A 25,499-nucleotide genomic window follows, 5' to 3' on the forward strand; every position below is an offset into this window, starting at 1 on the left:
TATTCTAATAGACGTACTTTAATATTATGCTATTCAACTCCCTAGACTTCGCTATTTTTCTGCCCATAGTATTTATACTGTATTGGTTTGTATTTAAGCGTTCGTTGTCTGCACAGAATGTGTTATTGTTAGTAGCCAGTTATGTGTTTTATGCTTGGTGGGATTGGCGATTTTTAGGTTTGATTATTTTTAGTACGCTTGTTGATTATATGGTGGCTCACGGTTTAGCAAAGGCGGAGAAACCCCAAAACCGGAAGCTATTACTCGGTATTAGTTTGATTTGTAATTTAGGCTTGCTCGGTTTTTTTAAATATTATAATTTTTTTGTGGACAGTTGGGTGGATGCTTGGGGCAGTATAGGCGTGAGCATGTCTGTAGAAACGCTCACCATAATTTTACCCGTTGGGATTAGCTTTTATACGTTTCAAACCTTAAGTTATACTATTGATGTGTACCGAAGGCAATTAGAGCCCACCAAGAATATGGTACAATTTGCTACGTACGTGGCCTTTTTTCCGCAATTGGTGGCTGGCCCCATAGAACGTGCTAAGCACTTATTGCCCCAGTTTTCGAAACCCCGAATCTTTCATTCTGATTTGGCTATAAGCGGTGTGTCTCTTATTATTTGGGGTTTATTTAAAAAAATGGTGGTTGCTGATAATTGTGCCTTTTTTGTGAATCAGATTTTTAATGGCTCTGGCGGTTATAGTTCTGCGGAACTGCTTTTAGGAGCTGTTCTATTTGCTTTTCAAATTTATGGTGATTTTTCAGGGTATTCAGATATCGCCATAGGTGTGGCACGACTTTTTGGGTTCAACTTAATGACGAACTTTTCATTCCCTTATTTTTCTCGAGATATTGCGGAATTTTGGAGACGTTGGCATATTTCTCTGTCTACTTGGTTTCGGGATTATTTATATATTCCGTTAGGCGGTTCTAGAGGGCGGATGTGGTTACAGATTCGGAATGTGTTTATTGTGTTTTTGGTGAGTGGTTTTTGGCATGGCGCGAATTGGACCTTTATTATTTGGGGTGGGATTCATGCCCTTTTGTTTTTACCACTGCTTATTGGTGGAAAAAACCGGAATTATATAGATAGCACGCGGATGCGACTCCAACAGGTCCCGCGTATTTTACTTACTTTTATATGCGTTTGTTTGGCATGGATTTTTTTTAGAGCCGATACCGTAACTATTGCCTGGACGCTATTGGAAGACCTTGTTCGTTTTGATTCTCTATCTTTAGGTTTGTTTTATAGTAGTTCCAAATCGCTATTATTTAGTGCTATTACCGCTTTTGGCATTTTGGTGTTGCTTTTTTATGAGTTTCGAACCGTACAGCGTAATAAGCAAGAGGTGGTTTTAAGCCCTTATCATGCTGTATTTATAGCCGTGTTAATTGTGTTTATGGGTGTTTATAAGAATCCAGTAGACTTTATATATTTTCAATTTTAATGAGATTATTCTTCAAACGTATTGGTTTTATTTTACTGTTATTTATAGGGGTTTCTTCGGCTATCTCTTATGGCAGTTTATGGGCATTGCGCCAAGGGTCGTTTTATAAGCCCTCATTTTTGGAGCAGCAAATACAAACCTCTGAATTTGATTATATTATTTTGGGTTCTAGCACGGGTTTAACAACGCTTAATACGCAGGTAATTGATTCGGTTTCAGGTAGGCATGGATTAAATTTGTCTATGGATGATACGAGTTTATCCAGTCAGTATTTGATGCTCCAGCATTTTATTGCATCCGGTAAGCAAACTCCAATTTGTGTGTTAGCTGCTAGTATTTTGGATTATGATGTTATAGACCATGTGTTAAGTGGTAATGACTATCGTTTTTTGCCTTATGTTTCGAGGGGTTATGTTTATGATTATTATGGCTCTTTTCCCGGGAGTCCTGCTCGGATATCAGCCAATAGTAACTGGTTTCCTATGCTTGGTGTGGGTTATTATAATGCGGAATTGTTTTATCCGTCTTTGGTTAGTTTGGTACAACCCCAAAAACGCAATCGGTTTGATGCCTATGGGAATTACAGCTATCCTATTACCACCCAGGTTTCGGCGTTAATAGTTTCTAGACGCTCCAAAACGCTCCAATTTAAAAACCCTTATTTTAAGAAGATTCAGGATTTATGTGCTAAAAATGACATGGCATTAGTTGTTTATATACCACCCCATAAAACCTTGGCAGTGGAGACGGGGCCAACCTCTTTTCCTGTAATAAATCACTCCGATGTATTAAACGATACGCGGTATTTTTATGATGATTTTCATGTGAATCGTTTGGGACGGCAGACGGTTAGTTTGCTGTTTGCGGGTATGTTCTCGATACATTCCGATATAAGCCCCTAAATCCCCGAAGGGGACTTTTGGTTTTTTTCAATCTTCAGGTTAAATATCCTATATAATCTGAAATGTCCACGCGCCGGCTCGCCTTCCTTCGGCAGGCAGACCCCTTTGCTAAAATAGTCCACAGGACTATTTTTTTACGTTTGGTCGATTTTTATATTTCAAACCCTCCGTCTAGATCTCCGTTGTACTTTTTGGAAAAGTCATAGCGCATTTCATCGCAATTCTACAAACTCCCCGTCCAAACTTTGTTAACTTATTTTTGCCTGCTCGCCAGCTCGCCCCTTTACTAAAATAGTCCACTGGACTATTTCTTAACGTTCGGTCGCCTCTTTAACTAAAGGGAGGAGCCAAAAATTGTTAGGGTTTATTGCCTGTGGTTAAATATTGAAATAGTTGGGTTTGGTTTCCTAAAGATTTTTACCTTTAGATTTTAAAACATGACTTGTTGAAAACCCCCTTAAAAATAGCTATTTACTCTGGAGAAATACCGAGTACCACCTTTATAGAGCGTCTGATTTCAGGTGTGGCTGATGCTGGGCATCCCGTGATTCTTTTTGGCATTTTACGTAAACGGCCTAGGTATTCGTCTCGTGTTAGGGTGGTTGGATATCGATTGAACCGCCTGTCCAAGTTTTGGCATTTAATGCGTTATAGTATACTCTTGACCTTATTTAAAGGTGGTGATAAAAAACGGTTGGATGCCTATTTAAAACAGCAGCAAAAAACAGATGTTTATACGAAAGTTAAATATTATCCTGTGCTATGGCATCAGCCTGACGTATTTCATTTGCAGTGGGCCAAAGGCCTAAAGGATTGGATTTGGGTTCAGGATTTTGGTATGAAATTGGTATTGAGTTTGCGCGGTGCCCACATTAATTATTCGCCGATAGCGGATGCTGCTTTAGCTGCTATGTATCGGGAATACTTTCCGAAAGTTGACGGGTTTCATGCGGTATCCAAAGCTATTGGTTTGGAAGCTCAAAAATATGGTGCAGTCCAAAACAAAATAACCGTTGTGTATAGTGGATTACCGGCTTCTGAAATTAAAGCTGCCATTGAAAAGAAAACGGAACCTTTGGATTTGGCTGATAAGCCATTTTATATTATTTCCGTAGGACGGCCTCATTGGGTAAAAGGTTATACCTATGCATTAGATGCCTGTAAGATACTAAAAGCGCAAGGTTTTGATTTTCATTATACTATAGTTGGTGGAACTAAGGATATAGAACTTGCTTATCAGGTTCATGACTTAAACCTTTCAGAACAGGTAACATTGTTAAATCAACTACCTTATAGTCAGGTTCAAGAGCTTATTTCTCAATCCGATTTATTACTGTTATCCAGTGTTAAAGAAGGGATTGCAAACGTGGTACTGGAAGCTATGGCTTTAGGGACTTTGGTTTTAAGTACGGATTGTGGCGGTATGGATGAGGTTATTTATGATGGTGAGACGGGGTTTTTGGTTCCTATTCGGGATTCAAATGCGATGGCTGCTAAAATTATTGAGATTGCCAATTTGAACGACCTAGAAACCGTACGCATTCGTCAGAATGGGTTGGAAGCTATAAAAACTAATCATCGTGAGGAGCTGATGGTTAAAGGGATGCTTGGGCTTTATGAAGGGGTGTTAGAGGGGTGAAAAGTTAAAAGTTAAAAGTTAAAAGTTAAAAGTGAAAAGTGAAAAGTGAAAAGTGAAAAGTGAAGAGTGAAGAGTGAAGAGTGAAGAGTGAAGAGTGAAAAGTGAACAGTGAAAAGTGAAGAGTGAAGAGTGAAGAGTGAAGAGTGAAAAGTGAAGAGTGAAAAGTGAAAAGTGAATAGTGAAAAGTGAACAGTGAAAAGTGAAGAGTGAAGAGTGAAAAATTAAAAGTGACTAATGACTACGGCAGGTAGGTGTTGATTTTTGAGGTTGGGAGTAGGGATGTGGTTTGAGTTGTGTGTTGTGAGGTGTTAAGTTGGAATTGAAGTTAAAGTTAAAAAAATTGCTTTATTATGTTGAACATAGGAAATAATATGAAACCTAGAACCATGAATTTTTACCATATATGATAGAAACAACAACATCTAATAAGCGTATTGGTCTTGTGTTATCCACCGTGCCGCGCTATTCTGAAACCTTTTTTAGAAATAAAATAAGTGGGCTACAGGATCGGGGGTTTGATGTTATTTTATTTGTTGATTATTCAGGGCCTGAAGACCGAACTTTTGGTTGTCAGGTTGTAGCCGCACCTCATTTTGGAGGCGGTATCTTGAACCGTTTTTGGTTTGGTTTTATAGCCCTAATACGGTCGCTTTTTATGCACCCTAGAAGAAGCTATAAATTGTTTGCTTTAAATAAAGCCGATGGTATAGCTTTAAAAGCTAATATGAAACAGCTTATTTTAAATCAGTTTTTTTTTAGTCAGAATGTGGATTGGCTTCATTTTGGATTTGGGATGCTGGCTGTAAAACGCGAAAATGTGGCGCAAGCCATGGGCGCTAAAATGGCGGTGAGTTTTAGAGGCTATGATTTGTATTTATCCCCATTAAAGCACCCGGGTTGTTTTAATATCTTGTTTACCAAGGCAGTTCGGTACCATGTGTTGTCTGAAGAAATGAAACAGACTTTAGTTGAATATTCTATTTTGCCTCGTAACATTCAGGTGATCACACCCGCTATTGATACGCAGTTTTTTAAACGGCATGGTCCAGCTGATGCTAATCCAGACGTGCAATTAATTACTGTTGGGCGATTGCATTGGAAAAAAGGATTGGAATATACACTTGAAGCATTAGCGCACCTAAAAGCTGCAGGTATTGCTTTTCATTATACCATTATTGGTGCTGGGAGTGAAAGCGAACGACTTGTTTTTGCTGCGCATCAGTTAGGTTTACTAGATTATATTTCATTTACCGGAAAACTACCCCAAGATGCGGTTAAGTCGCGATTGGAAAATGCCTCCATTTATATACAATACAGTATTCAAGAAGGTTTTTGTAATGCTGTTTTAGAGGCTCAAGCTATGGGTTTGCTCTGTGTGGTGAGTGATGCTGAAGGTTTGCAAGAGAACGTGTTGCATGATGAAACGGGCTGGGTGGTTGCTAAACGCCAACCACAGCTTTTAGCCAAACAATTGGCACAGGTTATTCAGCTTTCCGCAGACGATAAAGAGGCTATAAGAACACGCGCCATACGGCGTGTTTGTGATGAATTTAATCTTAATAAACAGCAAGCCGCATTTTTGGCGTTTTATAATAGGTAGAAAGCTAATATTATAATAATTTTCTATTTTAGATATTATAGTTTATCAATCTTATCTTTTTTACTCACATTGCTTCTTATGACGCTTTAAGGTGTTCGTGAAACTTTGATTTACACACTTATTTATAAAGTTCATTTTTTCCATCGATGAAAAAACGAACCAAAAAAATCTAGGCTTATTTTCGTTTTCTTGAAAACTGCATAAAGGCCTTTGCCTGCGGATGGCAATCGCTACGCTAGGCCATCCTCCGTTGCCCTTGCTGCGGCTTTTATTTGTTTTACTACGAAATTGAAACATAGGCCGTTTGGATATTTTAATTTTATGTGTTGTGATTTTGATGAATTGTTAGTTTTTATTTGTGGTTTAGGAACGGTATATATCCGTTCTTTTCTTTTCTTTTCTTTTTTACTCACCACATTTGTTTATTTTATTGTTGGTGTTCGTGAATCTTCGATTTGCATTGCCCAAAAAAGAAACAAAAAACGTTAGGCCTATATTCGATTTTATTTTAAACGATCCTTTAGCTATCAAGTTTTACGATAAATCTTGGATAGGCCGAAATAGAAAGCCTTTGAGAGTATCCTTATAACATTTAGGTCTATGAGAGTATCCATGATATTATTGCTCTAACATGCTTAAAAGAATCGGGTTGGGCATTATTGGTCTTGAATCTGTATATTTTGTTAAATGAAAATTTATAGCTTTTTACGAAACCTTGTGGAAATCTTATAGATAACACTTATTATTGTAATCTAAAACGTAAAAAATTGCCCATGACCTCTTATGAATTTATGCGTTGGCTGACGTTTCCGCTTATGACAACTCATTTGGTCACCGTACGGAATGATATAAAGCGACTTATAAAAACAGATGCAAGCGTTAATAAACCCCTTTCTATTTTAGATGTGGGTGGACGTAAATCACCCTATACTATTAATTTAGCGGCCGATGTTACGTTGCTAGATGTGCCGCAAGAAGCCGGAACGAAAGAAGCTTTGAATTTAGGTTTTACGGAATCGATATTAACCAATATTCAAAAAAAACGATCAAATATTTCTGATGTTCTTATACAAGATATGACCCAATCCACTTTGCCAGAAGCTTGTTATGATGCCGTGGTGAGTATTGAAGTGATTGAGCATGTGGAGGCCGATGATCTGTTTGTAAAACATATAGCTCAAGTACTTAAAAAAAACGGTTGGGCTTATTTTACAACTCCTAATGGTGATTTTATTAAGAATGAAGGCCCTGGGAAAAACCCGGATCATGTTCGGCATTATACCCGACAAGAATTGCATGATTTATTGTCCCAATATTTTGATACTGTAGATGTGCACTATGCCGTTAGTACCGGTAAATACCGCGTTTGGAGCTTGCAAAGTTTAAAAAGCACCAATCCTATTCGAATATTGAAATCTTTACTAGGAACTGTTGTTAATAGATTCCAATCTAGAGGGCTGGAACAGTGTTCACAAAATACTGCTCATTTGGTGGCTGTGGCATATAAAGACCGTTAAAAAAATGCAGGATATTTCAAAAAAGTTTAAGTTTTTTAAATTGAGAAAACGTTTATGGCGATCCAAACCCTATGCTATCTATTTACAATGTTATGGTGCTTTTTTAAATTGCTTTATTCGAATTAATAAGAAGCGCACAAGCATTATATTTATAAATGGGATGAGACGTTCAGGTAATCACTACCTGATGAAAACGATAATGGATTCTTCTTATGCTACCGTTATTTTTTATAATAATCAGAAGGCTTGTTCTAATTTAGATGTCCGAGATGGATTACAAACAAAATACAGATTTTCTAAAAACATCTTAATAATTGTAGGGTATGAAGATTTACTTATTCAGGATTATAATGAGTCCTGTGAATTTATAACACAAACGCGTTTAAAAAATGTTGATTACCTCAAACTTGTAGTTGTTAGAGATTTGAGGAATGTTATGGCTAGTAGACTAAATCATTCTCATATGGCCAAACACTTAAAAAGTGATCATAAAGTTCTAAATCAGACAAAGCTACTTTGGAAAGACCATCATGACTATTACGATGTTATTGATTATCATGTTATACGCTATAATTTTTTACTTCGTGACTTAAGTGCTATTGATTTAAAGTTATTTTATATCCAAACAATAAAAGAGTCTAAAAAAGTTTTGAATAGATATGGAGGAGGCAGTAGTTTTGATAATGAGCACTTTCATTCTCGATATATGAAATTTAAGGATGATAAAACGTATCTAACCTTAATTCAGGGTTTAGAATTTCAAGACGAAAAAATATATGGCATTTGGTAGTTGATTGCTCATTTTAAAACGAAATACTTAATAGTAACTTGATCAAAATAATAAAGAATTAAAAATATTATGTTAAAAAGCATATCTACAAAAATAAAACGACATTTAGGTAAATTATTAAAAAGTAGACAAGAGAAACGGCATTCTTTAGTTGGGGCTGGTAATTTATGGAAGATGAAACAAAATTTTCAGATTCATTTTTTAAAAGAACAAGGGTTAAAAACATCTGATTTTATTTTAGATGTTGGTTGCGGAACACTTCGTGGAGGAATACCAATAATTGATTTTTTAGATACAGATCATTATTATGGCGTTGAAGTACGAAAACATGTTTTAGATGAAGGTAAAAAAGAGTTAAAGATATTGAAATTAGAACACAAGAAACCAAATTTAATATCATTTACTAATTTTTCAGAAATACAAATTGAAGTTCAATTTCATGTTGTGTTTGCGTTTTCTGTATTGATTCATTTTGAAGATGGGATTACAGAAAATTGTTTTGAATTTATAGGTCAACACCTTAAGCGGGGTGGTGTTTTTTATGCCAATGTAAATATAGGAAATATTCCAGATGGTAATTGGCAGGGGTTTCCAGTTGTTTTCCGATCCATTAATTTTTATGAAGCTTTAGCCAATAAAAATGGCATGCGCCTACAACAGCTGGGTGATTTAAAATCTTTAGGACATATTTCTGGAAAGGATGGTTCTGATAAGCAGATTATGCTGAAGATGGTGAAAGATTAATGCCTTTTTAAAAAAATATAGTTTTACCTAGCTTGAAAAATAATAGGTAACTTACAAAACACATTGTGCTTATGAAAATCCTCATTTTGTATACTTACAACAAAGGATTGCTTTCAAATTTTTTTCAAGAGCTTTCGGAAAAATTGTGTGCTGATGGTTTTGAGGTTTTTAACTTTTATTTAAAGCATAAAAAAGAAAGGTTTATTCAAAATAAAGTTCAGGTTTTTGGGGAAAAACGTGGAAATCATTTTCATAATTACAGATGTATTTACCAAATAATTTCTAGAACAAAACCGGATATCATCATTTCTAATTTTAGTTATGTTAATCCATCATTGTTGTTTGGCAGATTGTTAGGCATTAATAGGAATATTGCTTGGTTTCACACGGTTTACGGACACGGAAAACCCAATAAACAAAAGTTACTTACAAAACGTTTTTTTTTGAAAATGGCAGAATTTGTTATTGCTAATTCCCCACTTTTGCAAAAAGAAATGCATTCTATTTATAAAATACCTAAACACCGCACTGCTGCCATTCCGTTTTGGACAAACATCACTGATTATCGTTTGCCTTTAAATGGATTAACTATTGTAAAACATCCTTCAACTTTACAGATTGGTTGTCCTGGGCGTTTGTTAGCAGATAAAAATCATGCTTCGGTGATTAAAGCCATACATGCATTAAAACAACGCACTCAAAAAACAATTCACTTATATATTGCTGGGGATGGACCTTATAAACAGGATTTAGAGCAATTAGTTAGTGATTTAGAATTGAATGATACAGTGACTTTTCTGGGATTGTTAAATGTTCCTGATATGGTAGCGTATTATGATGCTATGGATGTCGTGGTTTTACCAAGTTTTCACGAAGCTTTTGGATTGGTTTTTATTGAAGCGATAGCCTTGGGACGGCCTGTTTTAGTATCACGCGCCTTTGGCGCTTTGAATTTTATTGACACTGAAAAATTTCCGATACAAGACTTTAGTTTTAGTCCGTATGACATACCGGAATTAATTGATAAATTAGAACCCTATATAAGGGATGCAGACTATGCTCCAAATTATTTTCAAGCGATTTATTATGATACCTTTGAAAAGGGTGTTATTTATGAGGCGGTTAAAGCTGTAATCTTGAATCAAACCAGAGCATCAAAATGAGTGCTATTTTAATGAACTAACGTACATGCCATTCAACTTTTTAAAATACCTACAACCCACACATTATTTTCGATTAGTATCGCATGCTGGCTTTAGTGCTTTTCCGGAGGTTGATGCTTTGCCGCCAGCTGTTTTAAATCAGCTTGCCTTGGATACACGTTATACCTCCAAACACGCGCAAGACTATGATTTGTCGTGGCAAGCGGTGCAATCTGGTTTTATAGGTGATGTGCCCCATTACACACATTTTGAAACGGTTTCTGTAACAGATAATTATCATTTTATCCGTAAGCAGTTTCATCCTGTTTGGGTGTTTTATGTATTGTTGATGCGCCTCATTACCTTTCATAATCCGATTCGTGAGATTCGGGCTTGGTTACAAACATCGCCTACTAAAAGAGCCACAGCCATACAGCCTATTCTGTATCCGGATTGGAAAACCTATACTTCTGAACTCCTTGCGGAAACGCCTTTGGTGAGCGTGGTGATCCCTACTTTGAATCGGTATACCTATTTAAAAGACGTCCTATTAGATTTTGAAAAACAGGACTATCCGCATTTTGAACTTATTATTGTGGATCAATCCGAGCCCTTTCAATCCGATTTTTATAAGTCTTTTGATTTACCCATTCGTGTGATTCGTCAAGACCAAAAAGCGTTGTGGTTGGCGCGAAACACCGCTATACAATCAGCGAAAGGCAGCTTGATTGCCTTATCAGAAGATGATGTCCGGATTCAACCCGATTGGCTTTCAAGCCATTTACGCTGCCTTGATTTTTTTGGCGCACAGGTATCTGCCGGTGTTTTTTATCCGGAAGGGCAGCGCATTCCTGAAGATCGCTCCTTTTTTGCTATGGCGACCCAGTTTGCTACAGGAAATGCCCTGTTGTACCGGTCTGTTTTTGAACAGGTTGGATTATTTGATAGGCAGTTTGAAAAGCAGCGGATGGGTGATGGGGAGTTTGGTGCACGCGTTTATTTAGCTGGAATTCGCAGCATATCGAACCCATATGCGAGTTGTATTGATGTGAAAGCTGGAACTGGTGGCTTGCGCGAGATGGGCAGTTGGGATGCGTTTAGACCTTCTACCTTTTTTGCCCCAAGACCCATACCTAGTGTGTTGTATTATTTTAGAAAATACTATGGAAATTCGGCGGCGCGATGGGCTTTGTGGCGTACCATACCCACTTCTATATTGCCTTATCAGTTTAAGACCAACCGTTTGTTATTAGTTGTTGGTATTTTTATAAGTTTGTTGCTGCTTCCTGTGGTGTTGGTCCAGGTTTTTAGTTCTTGGCAATTGGCGAGTAGGAAGTTGGCGGATGGGAGTTTGATTGGAGAATTAAGAATGAATGATGAATGATGAAAAGGGGAAAATTAATAATTAATAATTAAGAATGAAAAGTGAAAAGTGAAAAGTGAAAAGTGAAAAGTGAAAAGTGAAAAGTGAAAAGTGAAGAGTGAAGAGTTGGTATTAGGGATTAGGGGAGTACTGCTTTTTAAAAGTGCTGCGCCTTTTTCGTCAAACCTTCCGATTTTTGCTAAAGCAAAAATCACCTTCCTTCATCTGAAGGCAGGAGCTGTTTAGGGAATGAAAAGTGAAAAGTGAAAAGTGAAGAGTGAAGAGTGAAGAGTGAAGAGTGAAGAGTGAAGAGTGAAGAGTGAAGAGTGAAGAGTGAAGAGTGAAGAGTGAAAAGTGAAAAGTGAAAAGTGAAGGATGAAAAATGAAAAGTGAAGAGTGAAGAGTTGGTATTAGGGATTAGGGGAGTACTGCTTTTTAAAAGTGCTGCGCCTTTTTTGTCAAACCTTCCGATTTTTGCTAAAGCAAAAATCACCTTCCTTCCGCTGAAGGCAGGAGCTGTTTAGGGAATGAAAAGTGATTAATTAATAATTAATAATGAATAACGAATAATGAAGTTTGATACATAATTTATAATTTAGAAATACCTTGAACAATGAACAATGAACAATGAATAAATAAAAAAGATTTTACCAATATCTAAACTAAACAACCTTAACCGAGAAACTTTGAACTTTGAATTTTAAACTTGTAAGCCTTGCATAAAAAACGCATTCTTATTGTAACTTCTGAGTTTCCACCGCAGCCGGGTGGGATAGGGAATCATGCGTATTATTTGGCTTTATATTTGACAAAAAACAATTATGATGTTCGGGTTATTGCGGATCAGCGGGCTGTTGTGCATACGGAGGAAATAGCTTTTGATGCGGCATTGCCTTTTGCGGTGCAGCGGATTGCTTTACAAGCGCCTCGGTTTTTGATGTATTTTAATCGGGTGGTGAAAACGCTTTCCGGTTTTAAAAATTCAGACTATGTGATAGCTACCGGTAAGTTTTCGTTGTGGAATGTGGCGTTTTGTTCCTTATTTTATAAACGCTACAAGCTGGCGGTGATCCATGGGAGTGAGGTTAATTTTAAATCGGCTGGATTGAAACAGTCTATTGCCATTTCCTTGAAACAATTTGAAACGGTGGTTGCCGTATCCCATTATACCAAAGGCTTGGTTTCTGGCTTAAACTTGACCGTTAGTGTTATTCCTAATGGGATTGATTTGGAAAAGTGGCAGCTAGAACACAGTGAAAAAGCCGATTTGAAGGGGTATCCTGTTTTAACCACGGTTGGTCGCGTTAGTTCCCGAAAAGGTCAGTTAGAAGTAATAAAACTATTACCCGAATTATTGAAAACCTATCCTGATGCGCAGTATCATTGTGTGGGAATCCCTAGTGAAGCTGACAGCTTTTTGGAGACGGCAGGCGTATTGGGTGTGGCAGAACACGTTGTGTTTCATGGTGCGTTATCCGATGCTGCATTGCAAGGCGTGTTAAGGGCCTCGGATGTGTTTGTTATGTTAAGTACGGAAAGTTCCACGGGTGATGTGGAAGGATTTGGCATCGCTATTTTGGAAGCGAATGCTTTAGGGATTCCCGCTATTGGATCCAAAAACTGTGGGATTGAAGATGCGATACAAGATGGTGTCTCTGGTTTATTAGTGGACCGTAGGGATGCATCCGCTTTTTGCCGGCATATTACTAATGTTTTAGCAGAACCTGCGGGTTATAAAAAACAGGCCCGGGCATGGGCCGAGCAGCATGACTGGAATCAGATTATTAAACGCTATATAGCCTTTGTTTCATGAGAACTTTAACGATTATATCCCATACAGAACATTATCTCCAACCGGATGGTCGCCTTGTAGGATTGAGTTCTACGGTAACCGAAATTAATGAGCTTTTGGCTGTATTTGATCGGATTGTTCATGTGGCTATGCTTCACGATGTTGCCGCACCACCCAGTACGTTAGCTTATGTGTCTGATAGGATTGAATTCATTGCTTTACCAGCGGTTGGTGGTACTACTTGGCCTGCTAAATTAGCTGTCATTTTTCAAGCACCTAAAATTTTATTACTCGTGCGAAAGGCTTTGAAGGCTTCTGATTATTTTCAATTTCGTGCGCCCACAGGAATTGGCGTTTATGTCATTCCATACCTCCTATTATTTTCGTCTAAGAAAGGTTGGTTTAAATACGCCGGAAATTGGAAACAAGCCCAGGCACCTTTAGCTTACCGCTTTCAAAAATGGTTGTTGGAGCGGCAGTCGCGCCCGGTTACTATTAATGGTTTTTGGGATGACCAGCCCGAACAGTGTTTGAGCTTTGAAAACCCGTGTTTGACCGAACAGAATATTGCCGATGGGCAAGCCGTTATTACACAAAAACGCTTGGAATATCCTATTGATTTTTGTTTTGTAGGGCGTTTAGAAGCCGCTAAAGGTCTGGATTTATTATTAGAAACTGTGGGGCAGTTGGAATCGGAATTCCGTGATAACATTGGAACCATTCATGTGGTTGGTTCTGGTGTGCGTCAAACTTATTACGAGGCATTAGTTCGTGATTTGCAACTCCCCGTAATATTTCATGGCTATATATCCCGAGATGCCGTTCATGCTATTTATACGCGGTGCCATGTTATTGTATTGCCCTCTGCATCTGAAGGGTTTCCGAAAGTGATAGCCGAAGCTATGAATTTTGGCTGCATCCCGATTGTTTCTAATGTATCCTCGATAAGTCATTATATTCAGCACGATGTTAGTGGTTTTTTAATGGCTGATTTGGATGTGCCTTCTTTGACAGATTGTTTTAAACAGGTTTTAAATTTAGATCCCAAAGAATTTGACCGTTTAAAGACCCATTCTTTGGAGGCTATGAAGCGCTTTAGCTATTCGTTTTATAATCAGCGATTAGTGGAACGTATTTTATAAGCGTGCATTTTATAAAATAATACCTGTCTATTAAAAAAAAAATGATATTTTTAGACTAAACTAATTATAGTGCACCTAGTTAATGGTATTTAAAAAACTACATTGGACGCTTAAACGGCACCCCTTTTTATATGTTACGCGATTTCGATTGTTGTCTAAAAATGCCAATGAGACGGTAATTGATTCCTGTTGTTATAATGTGTTGAATGGTAAAGGTGATATCCCTGATTTATATACGACCATTAATTCAGCTGTTTTTAAAGCTGGCAAGCCCGAGACTGATTTGGAGTTGGTGAAACAATTGGTTTTGTGGTTGTCCGAGCATACTACGGTAGGTCCGGGATTGAGTGAGCCGTCCGACAAAGCTCTGGAAACCTTGCTGTATGGAGCCGGTGGTGTGTGTAGTGATATGGCGCAGGTTTTTAATAATTTTTGTGTGATTAATGATATCCAAGTTCGGGAATGGGGAACCACTAGTGCGCCTTTTAATCGGACTAATGGTGGTCATTCTTTTAATGAGGTTTATATCCGGGAATTGGAAAAGTGGTTGTTAGTTGATCCGTCCTGGGGCGTTTTCTTTTTTAATGATAAAGGCTTACCACTTTCTGTTATTGAAGTTTATGATTTATCGCGCTCTGGACAATCCGTTGTTTATGACTCCTTTCTTCCTGACCAGCATATTAGCATAAGGCAGGTTACAAAAAACTATTTAAGTTCTGATATTGTTCCTTTTTTAATTTGTGATTATCGGAATAAAACATACGACCGGTATTTAAAATTAGCCAGACCCTATGTGCCTGTTTTTATGATTCATTTTATGGTGTATTTGTTTGGGAAAAGTTATCATTATAAATTTCCACTAGATGATTATAAAAAGATATTTGTTTAGGTGTTGGTTTCGTGTTTACATTTTCTTTGACTAATCAATTTTATAGTATCTTGCAGCGCCTAAACGTGTATAAATTTTATATTAACTACTTTGAAAACCAATATTACTTATATCAGTGCCATTGGTTTCCACGCCGCTTTAGGAATCTTAATTTACTTTAACGAAAACATTGCCAAGCTTTACTTTTTTTGTGCTGTTTTTTATTTTATTTACCGGATTATTAATGCTGCTGATAGCTCCAGAACTTATGAGGTTTTAAAAGCCTGTGCTTATTTTGTAGGTGCTGAGGTATTTTTTAGAACAACTAGAGGCGCTATTTCCTACGAAGCCGGGAAGTATATGGTAATTGTTTTTATACTAATAGGTATCTTTTATAAGGGCTTATCCGGTAAAGGGTATCCGTATTTTATCTATTTGATGTTTTTGGTACCCTCTATTTTTGTGGCTTCTACCACCTTGAGTTTTGATGCTAACTTTCGAACGAATATTGCTTTTGTATTGAGTGGCCCGGTATGTTTGGGTTTGGCTGCCTTATTTTGTTATGATAAGCGGGTATCACAGCAGCAAATGTCGCAAATTATGCTGTTTATGGTCTTGCCCATCATTGCCCATACAGCTTATGTGTATTTCTACACCCCTAATTTACGAGATGTTTTATCTAGTACGGCGTCTAATCGGGATGCTGCCGGAGGCTGGGGTGCTAATCAGGTTTCTGCCGCGTTGGGACTGGGGATGTTTATTATGGCGGTCCGGTTGTTTACTAAATCACCAAGTTTAGCATTGAAACTATTAAATGCTACACTTTTAGGGTTAATTTCTTTTAGAGCTGTTACCACTATGAGTCGCGGTGGTGTATTGGCTGCGATACTTGCCATTCTCGTTTTTCTGCTTTATTATTATCGGCATTCTCGTGCTAAAAAGCGGAATGAGGTGATTGCTATTTTTGGTTTGTTTTGTATTAGTTTGGTGATGACCTGGTTTGTGAGTATTAATCAGACTGATGGATTGGTGAATTTGCGGTATGCCAATAAAGATCATTTAGGACGGGAGAAGGCGGGTATAACTACTGGTCGTGCTGAGTTGTTTGAGGAGGAGTTGGAGGGGTTTGTAGCCAGTCCTTTTTGGGGCATTGGCTCCAGTCGTGCTAAAGATCAACGTAAAGAAGAAGAAGGTCAAGGTGTTACCTCGCATAGTGAATTTAGCCGTACACTCGCTGAACATGGTATTTTTGGTGTTATTATCCTGTTAATACTGATTTTTAAACCTTTAGAAATGCGTGCCAAAAATAGGGGTAATTATTATTTTTATGCCTTTTTAGCCTTTTGGTTTTTAACTATTAATCATATGTCCATGCGGATCGCCATGCCTGCTTTTATCTATGGATTAGCCCTTTTAAATGTAACACATGACAAACGTCCTATACATAGGAAACCACTTAAAAACCCAGCAGACTAATATATCTGCTATTTCTGTATTAGGGCCCTTGCTTGAAACGGAAGGTTATGCGGTGTTTTATGCGTCTTCCAAACCCAACAAGCTGTTGCGATTGGGTGATATGCTTTACTCGGTCTGCCGATATGCCAAACGTACTGATGTAGTGCTTATTGATACCTATAGCACCACTAATTTTTACTATGCGCTATTGGTGAGTCAACTTTGCCGCTTGTTGGGATTGCCTTATATACCGATACTTCATGGTGGTGCACTTCCGAAACGTTTAGAGCGATCACCATTTTTGAGTCGCCTGATTTTTAAACACGCGCAGCGTTTGGTTTCTCCATCCCAATATTTACAAGACGCTTTTACTAAACCCACTTTTGCACCTGTGGTTTATATTCCGAATAGTCTTTCGATGGGCCAGTATCGGTCTGAACGCAAAACTTATACATGCATTCGTCTGCTTTGGGTGCGGTCTTTTTCAAACATTTATAATCCGTCATTGGCGGTCAACGTATTAAAACGTTTACAGGATGCCGGTTATGCTGCTGAACTGTGTATGGTAGGTCCCGATACTGGCGATGGGAGTTTTCAGGCCACCCAACAACTGGCCGCTGACTTGGCTGTGCCCGTGCGATTTACTGGGAAATTGCCTAAAGCTGATTGGTTGGCTTTGGCGCATGATTATAATGTATTTTTAAATACCACCAATTTTGATAATATGCCTGTGAGTGTTATTGAGGCCATGGCCGTGGGCTTACCTGTGGTTTCTACTGATGTTGGTGGGATGCCGTATTTAATTACTGATGAAGAAACTGGTTTGTTAGTACCACCTGATGATGTCGTCGCTTTTGAGAATGCAATTGTGAAATTGGTATCTGATACTAATGGGACTCATGCTATGACGGAACGCGCTCGTGCTATGGTTGAAGGGTTTGATTGGGCGGTTGTTAAGGGTAAGTGGGTTGCCGTTTTGAGGTAATACCTTGAGGCGTTGTTTTTTTTGCGAAGGCTCGGAGCGCCGAAGGTGTTTGAAATTCCAAGTTCCAAGGTCAAAATGCCAAAAGTTAATGATGCGCTTCGCGGTTATTCATTCATTCATTCATTCATTTTTAAATTACCTTGGTTCCTTATTTTTAGATTTAGATTGTTAACAATGTTTTGTTCATTTTTTTCATTGCCTAAAAAAGAAACAAAAAACGCTAGGCTGATTTTCGTTTGCTTGAAAACTGCATAAAAGCCTTTGCCTGCGGATGGCAACCGCTGCGCTAGGCCATCCTCCGCTGTCCTTTCTGCGGCTTTTATTTGTTTTACTACGGAAACGAAAAGTAGGCCGTTTGTCCGTTTTATTACATTCTTTTCAACTTTTAAACTATGGCTTATTGTTTAGGTAAGACCTTTTGAAGGTTAACTATTTTTGACTTTCAGTTAAATAAGTATTTATTATGTTCATTTTATTCGTGCGTTTATATTTTTTATTGGAACTCATGATGTGCTTCGCAGTTATTCGTGCGTTTATATTTTTTATTGGTACTCATGATGTGCTTCGCAGTTATTCGTGCGTTTATATTTTTTATTGGTACTCATGATGTGCTTCGCAGTGCACTGCGTGAGGTTCGCTTTTTTCTTTAAGTTAACTTGGGTTTCATTGATAGATGTTCATTTTTTTCATTGATAAAAAAACGAACCAAAAAAATCTAGGCTGATTTTCGTTTGCTTGAAAACTGCATAAAAGCCTTTGCCTGCGGATGGCAACCGCTGCGCTAGGCCATCCTCCGCTGTCCTTTCTGCGGCTTTTATTTGTTTTACTACGGAAACGAAAAGTAGGCCGTTTGTCAGTTTTATTACATTCTTTTCAGCTTTTAAACTATGGCTTATTGTTTAGGTAAGACCTTTTGAAGGTTAACTATTTTTGACTTTCAGTTAAATAAGTATTTATTATGTTCATTTTATTCGTGCGTTTATATTTTTTATTGGAACTCATGATGTGCTTCGCAGTTATTCGCTCATGCTTATTTTCTAGTGGAACTCATGATGTGCTTCGCAGTTATTCGTGCGTTTATATTTTTTATTGGAACTCATGATGTGCTTCGCAGTGCACTGCGTGAGGTTCGCTTTTTTCTTTAAGTTAACTTGGGTTTTATTGATAGATGTTCAATTTTTTATTCAATTGCTTATTTTAATTTAAGGTTTCATGATATGCTTCGCAGTTTCATTGATAAAAAAACGAACCAAAAAAATCTAGGCTGATTTTCGTTTGCTTGAAAACTGCATAAAAGCCTTTGCCTGCGGATGGCAACCGCTGCGCTAGGCCATCCTCCGCTGTCCTTTCTGCGGCTTTTATTTGTTTTACTACGGCATCGAAAAGTAGGCCGTTTGTCCGTTTTATTATATTCTTTTCAGCTTCATAGTTAAGTTAGATTGGCAGTTTTTAGTTCAAGGTTCATGGTTTCTGGTTTCTGGTTTCTGGTTTCTGATTGGAATTGGCGAGTGAAAAGTGAAAAGTGAAGAGTGAAAAGTGAAAAGTGAAAAGTGAAGAGTGAAGAGTGAAGAGTGAAGAGTGAAGAGTGAAGAGTGAAGAGTGAAGAGTGAAGAGTGAAGAGTGAAGAGTGAAGAGTGAAGAGTGAAGAGTGAAGAGTGAAGAGTGAAGAGTGAAGAGTGAAGAGTGAAGAGTGAAGAGTGAAGAGTGAAGAGTGAAAAGTGAATAGTTAAAAATTGGGGTTGGAGATTGTTGATTGTTGAGGTTGGGATTAGGGATCAGCATGTATTTAGGTGTGTGTTTTATCATCTTGAACTTTCTAAGCTGTGTACTTTTTGTAAACTAAAAACTACAAATTGTAAATAAACTTGCAGGGTTTGGTGAACTTATTATCTTTACCAAGCTATTATTACACTCATGGGAAAACAGACTATTCACTTTAATATTTCGGAACGTAAGTTGCTGTTGCGTCTTGTTGATATTATGAGTATCCTGCTTTCCTTATATTTTGTGAGTGATTGGTTTCATTTTGATTATTTTACCATAACCCCGGAAAATTGGACTTGGGTTGGGATTTTAGTCATCTATATTACCATCTTTGGGACCATATTTGAGCTTTATGACCTGCAGAAAGCTAGCAAACCTCATATTGTATTTGCTAATATTATTTTAACAGCTTCGGTTACCGTTCTATTCTATTTATTAACACCCTTTTTTACGCCCTTATTACCTTCTAACCGGCTACAGATTGTCTATTTTTATCTGGCTATCATTGTTGCTTTAAGTCTCTGGCGTTTGATATATGTTACTTTTATAACCTCGCCACGTTTTTATAAAAAAGTTCTTATTGTTGGTGAAACGTCTAATATTGAAACGATTGTTGGTGCTTTTAAAGACGCGGATCCGAACTATAAGATTGTGGGTTATATTAATTGTGAACAGGTAACTTCGAACACCATAGAATTTAAAGATATTATTGAATATCCACCAGAGGCTTTGCATCAAGTGATTCAGGAACAATCTATTTCAGAAATTGTTGTTGCCAGCTATAATGCCGAGACCATTACTTCTGATATTTATTACGATTTAATTACGCTATTAGAACGGGGTTTTCCCATTAAGGAATATACCCAAGTTTATGAGGATATGACCTATCGAGTTCCAGTACAGTTTGTTGGGAAAGACTTTTATAAGTATTTTCCGTTTAGTAGGAGTAACCACAATAAGCTGTATTTGTTTTTTCATCGGATGTTTGATATATTTCTTGCCTTTATTGGTGTATTACTAAGTGTTTTTATTGTGCCATTTGTATTGGTAATCAATTTGATAGGGAACCGAGGGCCCTTATTTTATTTTCAAGAACGTGTTGGTAAGAATGGCAAATTATTTCAGATTATTAAGTTCCGAACTATGGTTACCAATGCCGAAACTGGCGGTGCCGTTTGGGCTGTGAAAGATGACTGCCGCATTACCCCCTTTGGCACCTTTTTAAGACGTTCCCGAGTGGATGAAATTCCCCAGTTTATCAATATTTTAAAAGGCGATATGAGTTTGATTGGTCCTAGACCCGAACGCCCTTATTTTGTTAAGGAACTATCTCAAGTTATTCCTTTTTACGAAACACGGCATATTGTGAAACCTGGTTTAACGGGTTGGGCGCAAGTGAATGTCCGATATGGTAATACGGTTGAAGATAGCTTGTTGAAACTTCAATATGATTTGTACTATATTAAACACCGGAGTTTTTTCCTAGATTTTAATGTGATGGTTAAGACGGTTGGGACGATGCTTTATTTTAGAGGGCAGTAGTTGTTTAGACGTTTAGATGTTTAGATTTTTAGACGTTTAGATGTTTAGATGTTTAGGTGTTTAGGTGTTTGTTGTGGGGTGAAAAGTTATAAGTGAAAAGTGGAAAGTGAAAAGTGGAAAGTGAAAAGTGGAAAGTGAATAGTGAAAAGTGAAAAGTGAATAGTGAAAAGTAGAGGGGTATCCAGGTGATATAGATGTAAAGTTCTTGGTTCCTTCCTTTGGCAGTTAGGCGTGGTTTGTGGTTCCTAGCTTTACGTTGATTATTTTTGGGAGGTAGATTTACCTATAGCTTTTAAGACTCTATTTGCTTTTTAAAATAGCTAATGAGGTATATATATCTAAGCAATAAGGCACAATAAAATGGGATTGCAGCTGGTGCGAATACTTGTAGACCAATTGTCCAATGAAAAGCCATTAAAACGCCCATAATTACCAGAAACTTCATAAATGGGATAATCCACGTTTTAGGTTGTTTTTTTGCTATTTGCCAAAGTAGTAATCCGTTTAAAGGAAATGCCCATAATAGATTGTAGTTATAAGCCGTAGTTTGGTGGTCTGTTGCAAACCATAATAATAAAATGAGGATACCCAGCAAGGTTGTTATTATAAGTAAGGTACTATCTAAAACCTTGTTTCTGGTTTGTTTTTTATAATCCGAATAGGTTATACCCAACATTATTACACTTATGATACTGAAAATAACCAAGGGACTCCATAAAAAGTCTGTGCTTGACGGGTGTGGTTTTTCCTGATATATGGTTTCTTCACTTTTTACCAGTTTTCTATCTCCTATAGTTGCTTCACCAAAAAATGTTTGGATATAGGCGGGTAAAAACATGTGCTCTTCCGCGGTTGCTTGTTGGTCTATTACGGAACCTAAAGCAAGATCAATACCCACACTTCCCCAAGAGTTTGCTGGCACCTTGCCGCGAATGAGATTTCTAAATGTTTGGGGTTCAAAATTTTCTGGTTCGTGAAAGGTGATGTTGTTATTTAAAACAACTTGCAGCACGTCTTTCATTTTCGTTGCACAATTATCAAAAAAGAAATCGTACAAATAGTCGCGGTTTTCTGGTTTGTAATTATTAACCAAGTAATTAAGCAGGGCTTGTTTTTCTTCTAAAGATATATTTAAAACTTGCTCGGTAATGGTTCTGTTTTGCCAGATATAAAAGCCTTCAAGGTCCTTGTATTTGCTTTTCCCGATAGAATAGTTGAGTTTTCCTTGGGCGAAATTTAAATAAAAACCAGGTTCGTTAAATGGGAATCGTCCATAATCATAACCCACATCTAAATTGTTAGCACGATCGCGAATTCGGAATATGTTATGTCCGAACGCATCGTTTAAAGCCGTTCCAGGGCCAATAGTTATGACACTTACTTCTGCTTGTGATGATAATTGCTGGCTATACATCTGTTGAAAACAGAGCAAGAGAAAAAGACCTAAAATACGGATGTTCATAAACCAGTTATCTAAAGATGCTAAAATCTAGTTTTAATGAAAATACATTGGAGTAGAGGGCCACACTTTGGTCGCCAATATCGGTAAAGGCATAATCTACTTGAATACCTTTGTATTTAAAACCTAAACCAATACTCGGTTGAAAAGACACTCTTTCGTTGTTGTCTATTTGTAATTCGTTTTGAAAGTTGCCTACACCTGTGCGTAGAAACACCATATCTAGATAGCCGAATTCAAAACCAACAGCCGGTGTTATACTGGCAAAAGATGTTGAGATAATATCGTTATTTTGTTCGAAGCGTACATTTAAATCTACTTCCGCCAGTAAGGTGTAATCATAGCGGATAATAAATTTTTTGGAGGCTCCTATTTGTAGTTTTGGAATGGTAATTTCGGTTGTTTCTGGTAATTCTTGATTTTGACCTTCAACGGCATTTTGGATGGTGGCAAATTCTTCTTCGTCAATAGCCCAGGCATTAAAGGTGGTTGTAATATCGCGCGCCATAATACCAAATTTCCAATTGCTATCGGTTTCAAACTGAATAGCTGCATCTAAACCAAAACCCCAAGACGAGGCGAAGTCGCCAATAATTCTGCGGATTACTTTGGCATTTATTCCATAATTTAAACCGTCCAATGGTAATTTTCTAGCATAGGAAAAGGTGACGCCATAATCTGCCGTTGAGAACAAACTGATTCTGTCGTAATTAATATTTCCTTCGTCATCAATTAATTGGGTGGTGTTTAAAATATCATCCACCGCAAAACGAATTACCGAAATACCAATAGCGGACCGGTCATCAATAGGCATGGCAAAGGCTAAATAATCATAATTAGCAATATTAGCGAAATAGCTAGAGTGCATGAGGGCTAGTTGCTTGTCCTCAATATTTACGAGTCCTGCTGGATTCCAATAACCCGAGTTAACATCGGCAGAATGGGCTGTTACCGCATTACTCATACCCAATGCAGCCGCATCCACACCAATATTCATAAATTCGTTAGAATATTTTCGGACGGCTTGACCATATACTGTTACAGAGACTAAAAAAACCAGTGCTGTGGTTTGTAATGCTTTCAAATACAATTCTTTTTTTGCAAAGATGCTACAATTTTTCAACATATTAAACTTCAAAATCGTTGAGTTATTGTCTTTTTGATATTTATATTTTTTAATTTATTCTAATATAGAGGTCCTATTTAAAGATTGTAGCTGTTTTGGTAAGTTGTAGATTTGCAGAGTTGCAAAGTTGCAAAGTTGCAAAGTTGCAAAGTTGTGGAGTTGTGGAGTTGTGGAGTTGTGGAGTTGTAGAGTTGTGGAGTTGCAGAGTTGGAGAGTTGTGGAGTTGCGGAGTTGTGGAGTTGTAGAGTTGTGGAGTTGCGGAGTTGTAGAGTTGCAAGTTCCTTCCTTCCTTCCTTCCTTCCTTCCTTCGGCAGGCAGGCAGGCAGGCAGGCAAGGTTCCAAGTTTAAGGTTTTGAAGTTAGAAGTTTCAATTGATACGCAGGAACATGCTACTATTTTTTATTACAACCTTTATCAAGTTTGATAGGTTGTCGAATTGTATTTTGCCCATAAAAACGTTTCCAACGGTATTGTTTGCCGGCAATAGTTTACTATTTTTACAGGATTATACCGAATAATGATGAAAAAACACATTCCTAATTTTATTACGCTATTAAATTTGTTGAGTGGTTGTATAGCTGTTGTTTTAGCTGTAAATAATCAGTTTGTAACTGCTGCCATTTTTGTTTTTTTAGGGATATTCTTTGATTTTTTCGATGGTTTTTTCGCCCGTAAATTTCATGTGCAAGGTCCTTTGGGTGTTCAATTAGACTCGCTTGCGGATATGGTTACAAGTGGGTTGGTGCCTGGTGTGGTAATGTTTAAGCTTTTGCATATGTCCTTGGGGAATCCTGTTTTGGAAGATTCAGAGTCGTTATGGAGTCAGACCGCTTTTTTTGATGGCTTGCATTATGCACCGTTAGCTTATATTGGTTTTTTTATAACTCTGGGATCAGCCTACCGTTTGGCGAAATTTAATATAGATGAAGATCAGCAAAGTTATTTTAAAGGCTTACCAACTCCTGCGAATGCCCTTTTAATTTTATCCTTACCGCTCATCATTGAATTCCAGAATCATGATGGCATGAATGCTTTGATTTTGAATCCTTGGTTTTTAATTGTTATTACGCTTATTAGTACCTATATGTTGAATGCGCCGGTGAAATTATTTGCATTGAAATTTAAAACTTACGATTTTAAGTCGAACATGACTCGATATTTGTTTTTACTAGCAACCATTGTCTTATTAATTGTTTTACAATTTGCCGCTATTCCGTTGGTGATTTTGCTTTATGTATTATTATCCTTACTAACCGCTAAAAGCATTCAAGCGTAATACGTTTTAACTTAATTAATACTTACTTTTTTTATGGCTTCAGGATTTTTTGCCTTACTTGATGATATTGGTGCACTCATGGATGATGTGGCGGTTTTAAGCAAAGTGACCACCAAGAAAACAGCCGGGATTTTAGGTGATGATTTGGCTGTGAATGCCGAAAAAGCATCTGGATTTGTGTCCTCTAGAGAAATCCCTGTTTTATGGGCCATTACCAAAGGTTCCTTTATAAATAAACTCATTATTCTACCGATTGCTTTTTTATTAAGCGCTTTTTTTCCAGCCGCTGTGACGGTTATTTTAGTTTTAGGTGGGATTTATTTGGCTTTTGAAGGTGCTGAAAAAATTTATGAATATGTTGTGCCCCATAAACATGCTGAAGGTTCTACGCCTGATGTTGGAGTTGTACTAACCGAAGAAGAAGTTCTTGAATTAGAGAAAACAAAGGTGAAATCTGCTATTATAACTGATTTTATTCTGTCGGTTGAAATTGTGATTATTGCTTTAGGTGCCGTGATGGGACAGACTTTATTACTTCAAATTATTGTAGTTACTATAGTCGCTATTATTGCAACAGTTGGTGTTTATGGCATTGTAGCTTTAATAGTTAGAATGGATGATTTTGGTTTAAAACTTATAGAAAAAAGTAATGGAACGGGGTTTGCATACCGATTTGGAACGCTATTAGTTGGTGCTTTGCCTTATGTTATAAAAAGTTTATCAGTCATTGGAACTATTGCTTTACTACTTGTTTCTGGTGGTATTTTTGCCCATAATTTAGATTTCTTTCACCCTATATTAGCATCATGGCCAGCGCTTATTAGAGAGTTTCTAATTGGTTTGGTTATCGGGCTTTTGGCCGTTGTTGTTTTCAAAGTGGTGCTTTGGGTTGTTGGGATGGTGAGAGGATAGAAAGGATGTGGAGTTGTTTGTTGTTGA

The 25,499-nt window shown here is 37.4% G+C and carries 19 protein-coding genes; 17 read left to right on the forward strand and 2 right to left on the reverse strand.

Annotated elements, in window-relative coordinates:
* Positions 1-26 precede the first annotated feature (26 nt).
* The 15 genes from ES675_RS13860 to ES675_RS13935 all read left to right on the forward strand — a co-directional run bounded on the left by ES675_RS13860 (position 27) and on the right by ES675_RS13935 (position 20,699).
* Entirely contained in the window at positions 27-1,454 is a 1,428-nt protein-coding gene (locus ES675_RS13860; protein WP_066250375.1) for an MBOAT family O-acyltransferase, read from the forward strand.
* Positions 1,454-2,356, forward strand: coding sequence for a hypothetical protein (locus ES675_RS13865; protein ID WP_066250378.1), 903 nt, complete (start codon positions 1,454-1,456; stop codon positions 2,354-2,356). The genes ES675_RS13860 and ES675_RS13865 overlap by 1 nt, the downstream gene beginning before the upstream one ends.
* Before the next feature lie 445 nt (positions 2,357-2,801).
* A complete protein-coding gene (locus ES675_RS13870; protein WP_148367517.1) occupies positions 2,802-3,995 on the forward strand; it encodes a glycosyltransferase family 4 protein in 1,194 nt (397 codons plus the stop codon).
* Between the two features lie 403 nt (positions 3,996-4,398).
* Positions 4,399-5,595, forward strand: a complete 1,197-nt coding sequence (locus ES675_RS13875) for a glycosyltransferase family 4 protein (RefSeq protein WP_066250385.1) — start codon at positions 4,399-4,401, stop codon at positions 5,593-5,595.
* Between the two features lie 773 nt (positions 5,596-6,368).
* The gene (locus ES675_RS13885; RefSeq protein WP_066250388.1) at positions 6,369-7,112 is read left to right on the forward strand and encodes a class I SAM-dependent methyltransferase; all 744 of its coding nucleotides are present in this window, start codon (positions 6,369-6,371) and stop codon (positions 7,110-7,112) included.
* 4 nt (positions 7,113-7,116) lie between these two features.
* Positions 7,117-7,902: a hypothetical protein gene (locus tag ES675_RS13890; protein WP_066250392.1), complete on the forward strand. Its 786-nt coding sequence runs from the start codon at positions 7,117-7,119 to the stop codon at positions 7,900-7,902.
* A gap of 69 nt (positions 7,903-7,971) precedes the next feature.
* Positions 7,972-8,646 (forward strand): class I SAM-dependent methyltransferase, encoded by a 675-nt coding sequence (locus ES675_RS13895; protein ID WP_066250394.1) that lies wholly within the window; start codon positions 7,972-7,974, stop codon positions 8,644-8,646.
* Between the two features lie 71 nt (positions 8,647-8,717).
* On the forward strand, positions 8,718-9,809 hold the full coding sequence (locus ES675_RS13900; protein WP_066250399.1) for a glycosyltransferase family 4 protein: 1,092 nt from the start codon (positions 8,718-8,720) through the stop codon (positions 9,807-9,809).
* 25 nt (positions 9,810-9,834) lie between these two features.
* Positions 9,835-11,172, forward strand: a complete 1,338-nt coding sequence (locus tag ES675_RS13905; RefSeq protein ID WP_066250402.1) for a glycosyltransferase family 2 protein — start codon at positions 9,835-9,837, stop codon at positions 11,170-11,172.
* Between the two features lie 694 nt (positions 11,173-11,866).
* On the forward strand, positions 11,867-12,964 hold the full coding sequence (locus ES675_RS13910) for a glycosyltransferase family 4 protein (protein WP_066250405.1): 1,098 nt from the start codon (positions 11,867-11,869) through the stop codon (positions 12,962-12,964).
* Entirely contained in the window at positions 12,961-14,085 is a 1,125-nt protein-coding gene (locus tag ES675_RS13915; protein ID WP_066250408.1) for a glycosyltransferase, read from the forward strand. Before ES675_RS13910 ends, ES675_RS13915 begins: the two co-directional genes overlap by 4 nt.
* Before the next feature lie 82 nt (positions 14,086-14,167).
* On the forward strand, positions 14,168-14,974 hold the full coding sequence (locus ES675_RS13920; protein WP_148367520.1) for a transglutaminase-like domain-containing protein: 807 nt from the start codon (positions 14,168-14,170) through the stop codon (positions 14,972-14,974).
* A 90-nt stretch (positions 14,975-15,064) separates the two neighbouring features.
* Positions 15,065-16,429 carry an O-antigen ligase family protein gene (locus ES675_RS13925; RefSeq protein ID WP_231931340.1) on the forward strand — a complete coding sequence of 455 codons (1,365 nt, stop codon included), beginning with the start codon at positions 15,065-15,067 and terminating at the stop codon, positions 16,427-16,429.
* Positions 16,380-17,393, forward strand: a complete 1,014-nt coding sequence (locus ES675_RS13930) for a glycosyltransferase family 4 protein (RefSeq protein WP_066257234.1) — start codon at positions 16,380-16,382, stop codon at positions 17,391-17,393. The genes ES675_RS13925 and ES675_RS13930 overlap by 50 nt, the downstream gene beginning before the upstream one ends.
* A 1,914-nt stretch (positions 17,394-19,307) precedes the next feature.
* Positions 19,308-20,699 carry a sugar transferase gene (locus ES675_RS13935; protein WP_066257156.1) on the forward strand — a complete coding sequence of 464 codons (1,392 nt, stop codon included), beginning with the start codon at positions 19,308-19,310 and terminating at the stop codon, positions 20,697-20,699.
* A gap of 292 nt (positions 20,700-20,991) precedes the next feature.
* Here the strand turns inward: ES675_RS13935 and ES675_RS13940 are convergent, their stop codons facing one another.
* The gene (locus ES675_RS13940) at positions 20,992-22,161 is read right to left on the reverse strand and encodes a lipoprotein N-acyltransferase Lnb domain-containing protein (RefSeq protein ID WP_066257160.1); all 1,170 of its coding nucleotides are present in this window, start codon (positions 22,159-22,161) and stop codon (positions 20,992-20,994) included.
* A gap of 7 nt (positions 22,162-22,168) precedes the next feature.
* Positions 22,169-23,242, reverse strand: coding sequence for a putative type IX sorting system protein PorV2 (locus tag ES675_RS13945; RefSeq protein ID WP_394349087.1), 1,074 nt, complete (start codon positions 23,240-23,242; stop codon positions 22,169-22,171).
* Between the two features lie 562 nt (positions 23,243-23,804).
* On the opposite strand from ES675_RS13945, the gene ES675_RS13950 reads away from it, so the two are divergent.
* Both ES675_RS13950 and ES675_RS13955 read left to right on the forward strand, forming a co-directional pair.
* The gene (locus ES675_RS13950; protein WP_066256905.1) at positions 23,805-24,560 is read left to right on the forward strand and encodes a CDP-alcohol phosphatidyltransferase family protein; all 756 of its coding nucleotides are present in this window, start codon (positions 23,805-23,807) and stop codon (positions 24,558-24,560) included.
* Between the two features lie 33 nt (positions 24,561-24,593).
* Entirely contained in the window at positions 24,594-25,472 is an 879-nt protein-coding gene (locus ES675_RS13955; RefSeq protein WP_066256907.1) for a DUF808 family protein, read from the forward strand.
* The last annotated feature ends 27 nt before the right edge of the window (positions 25,473-25,499 follow it).

The organism is Algorimicrobium algoritergicola (assembly GCF_008086165.1).
Classification (GTDB): Bacteria; Bacteroidota; Bacteroidia; order Flavobacteriales; family Flavobacteriaceae; genus Algorimicrobium; species Algorimicrobium algoritergicola.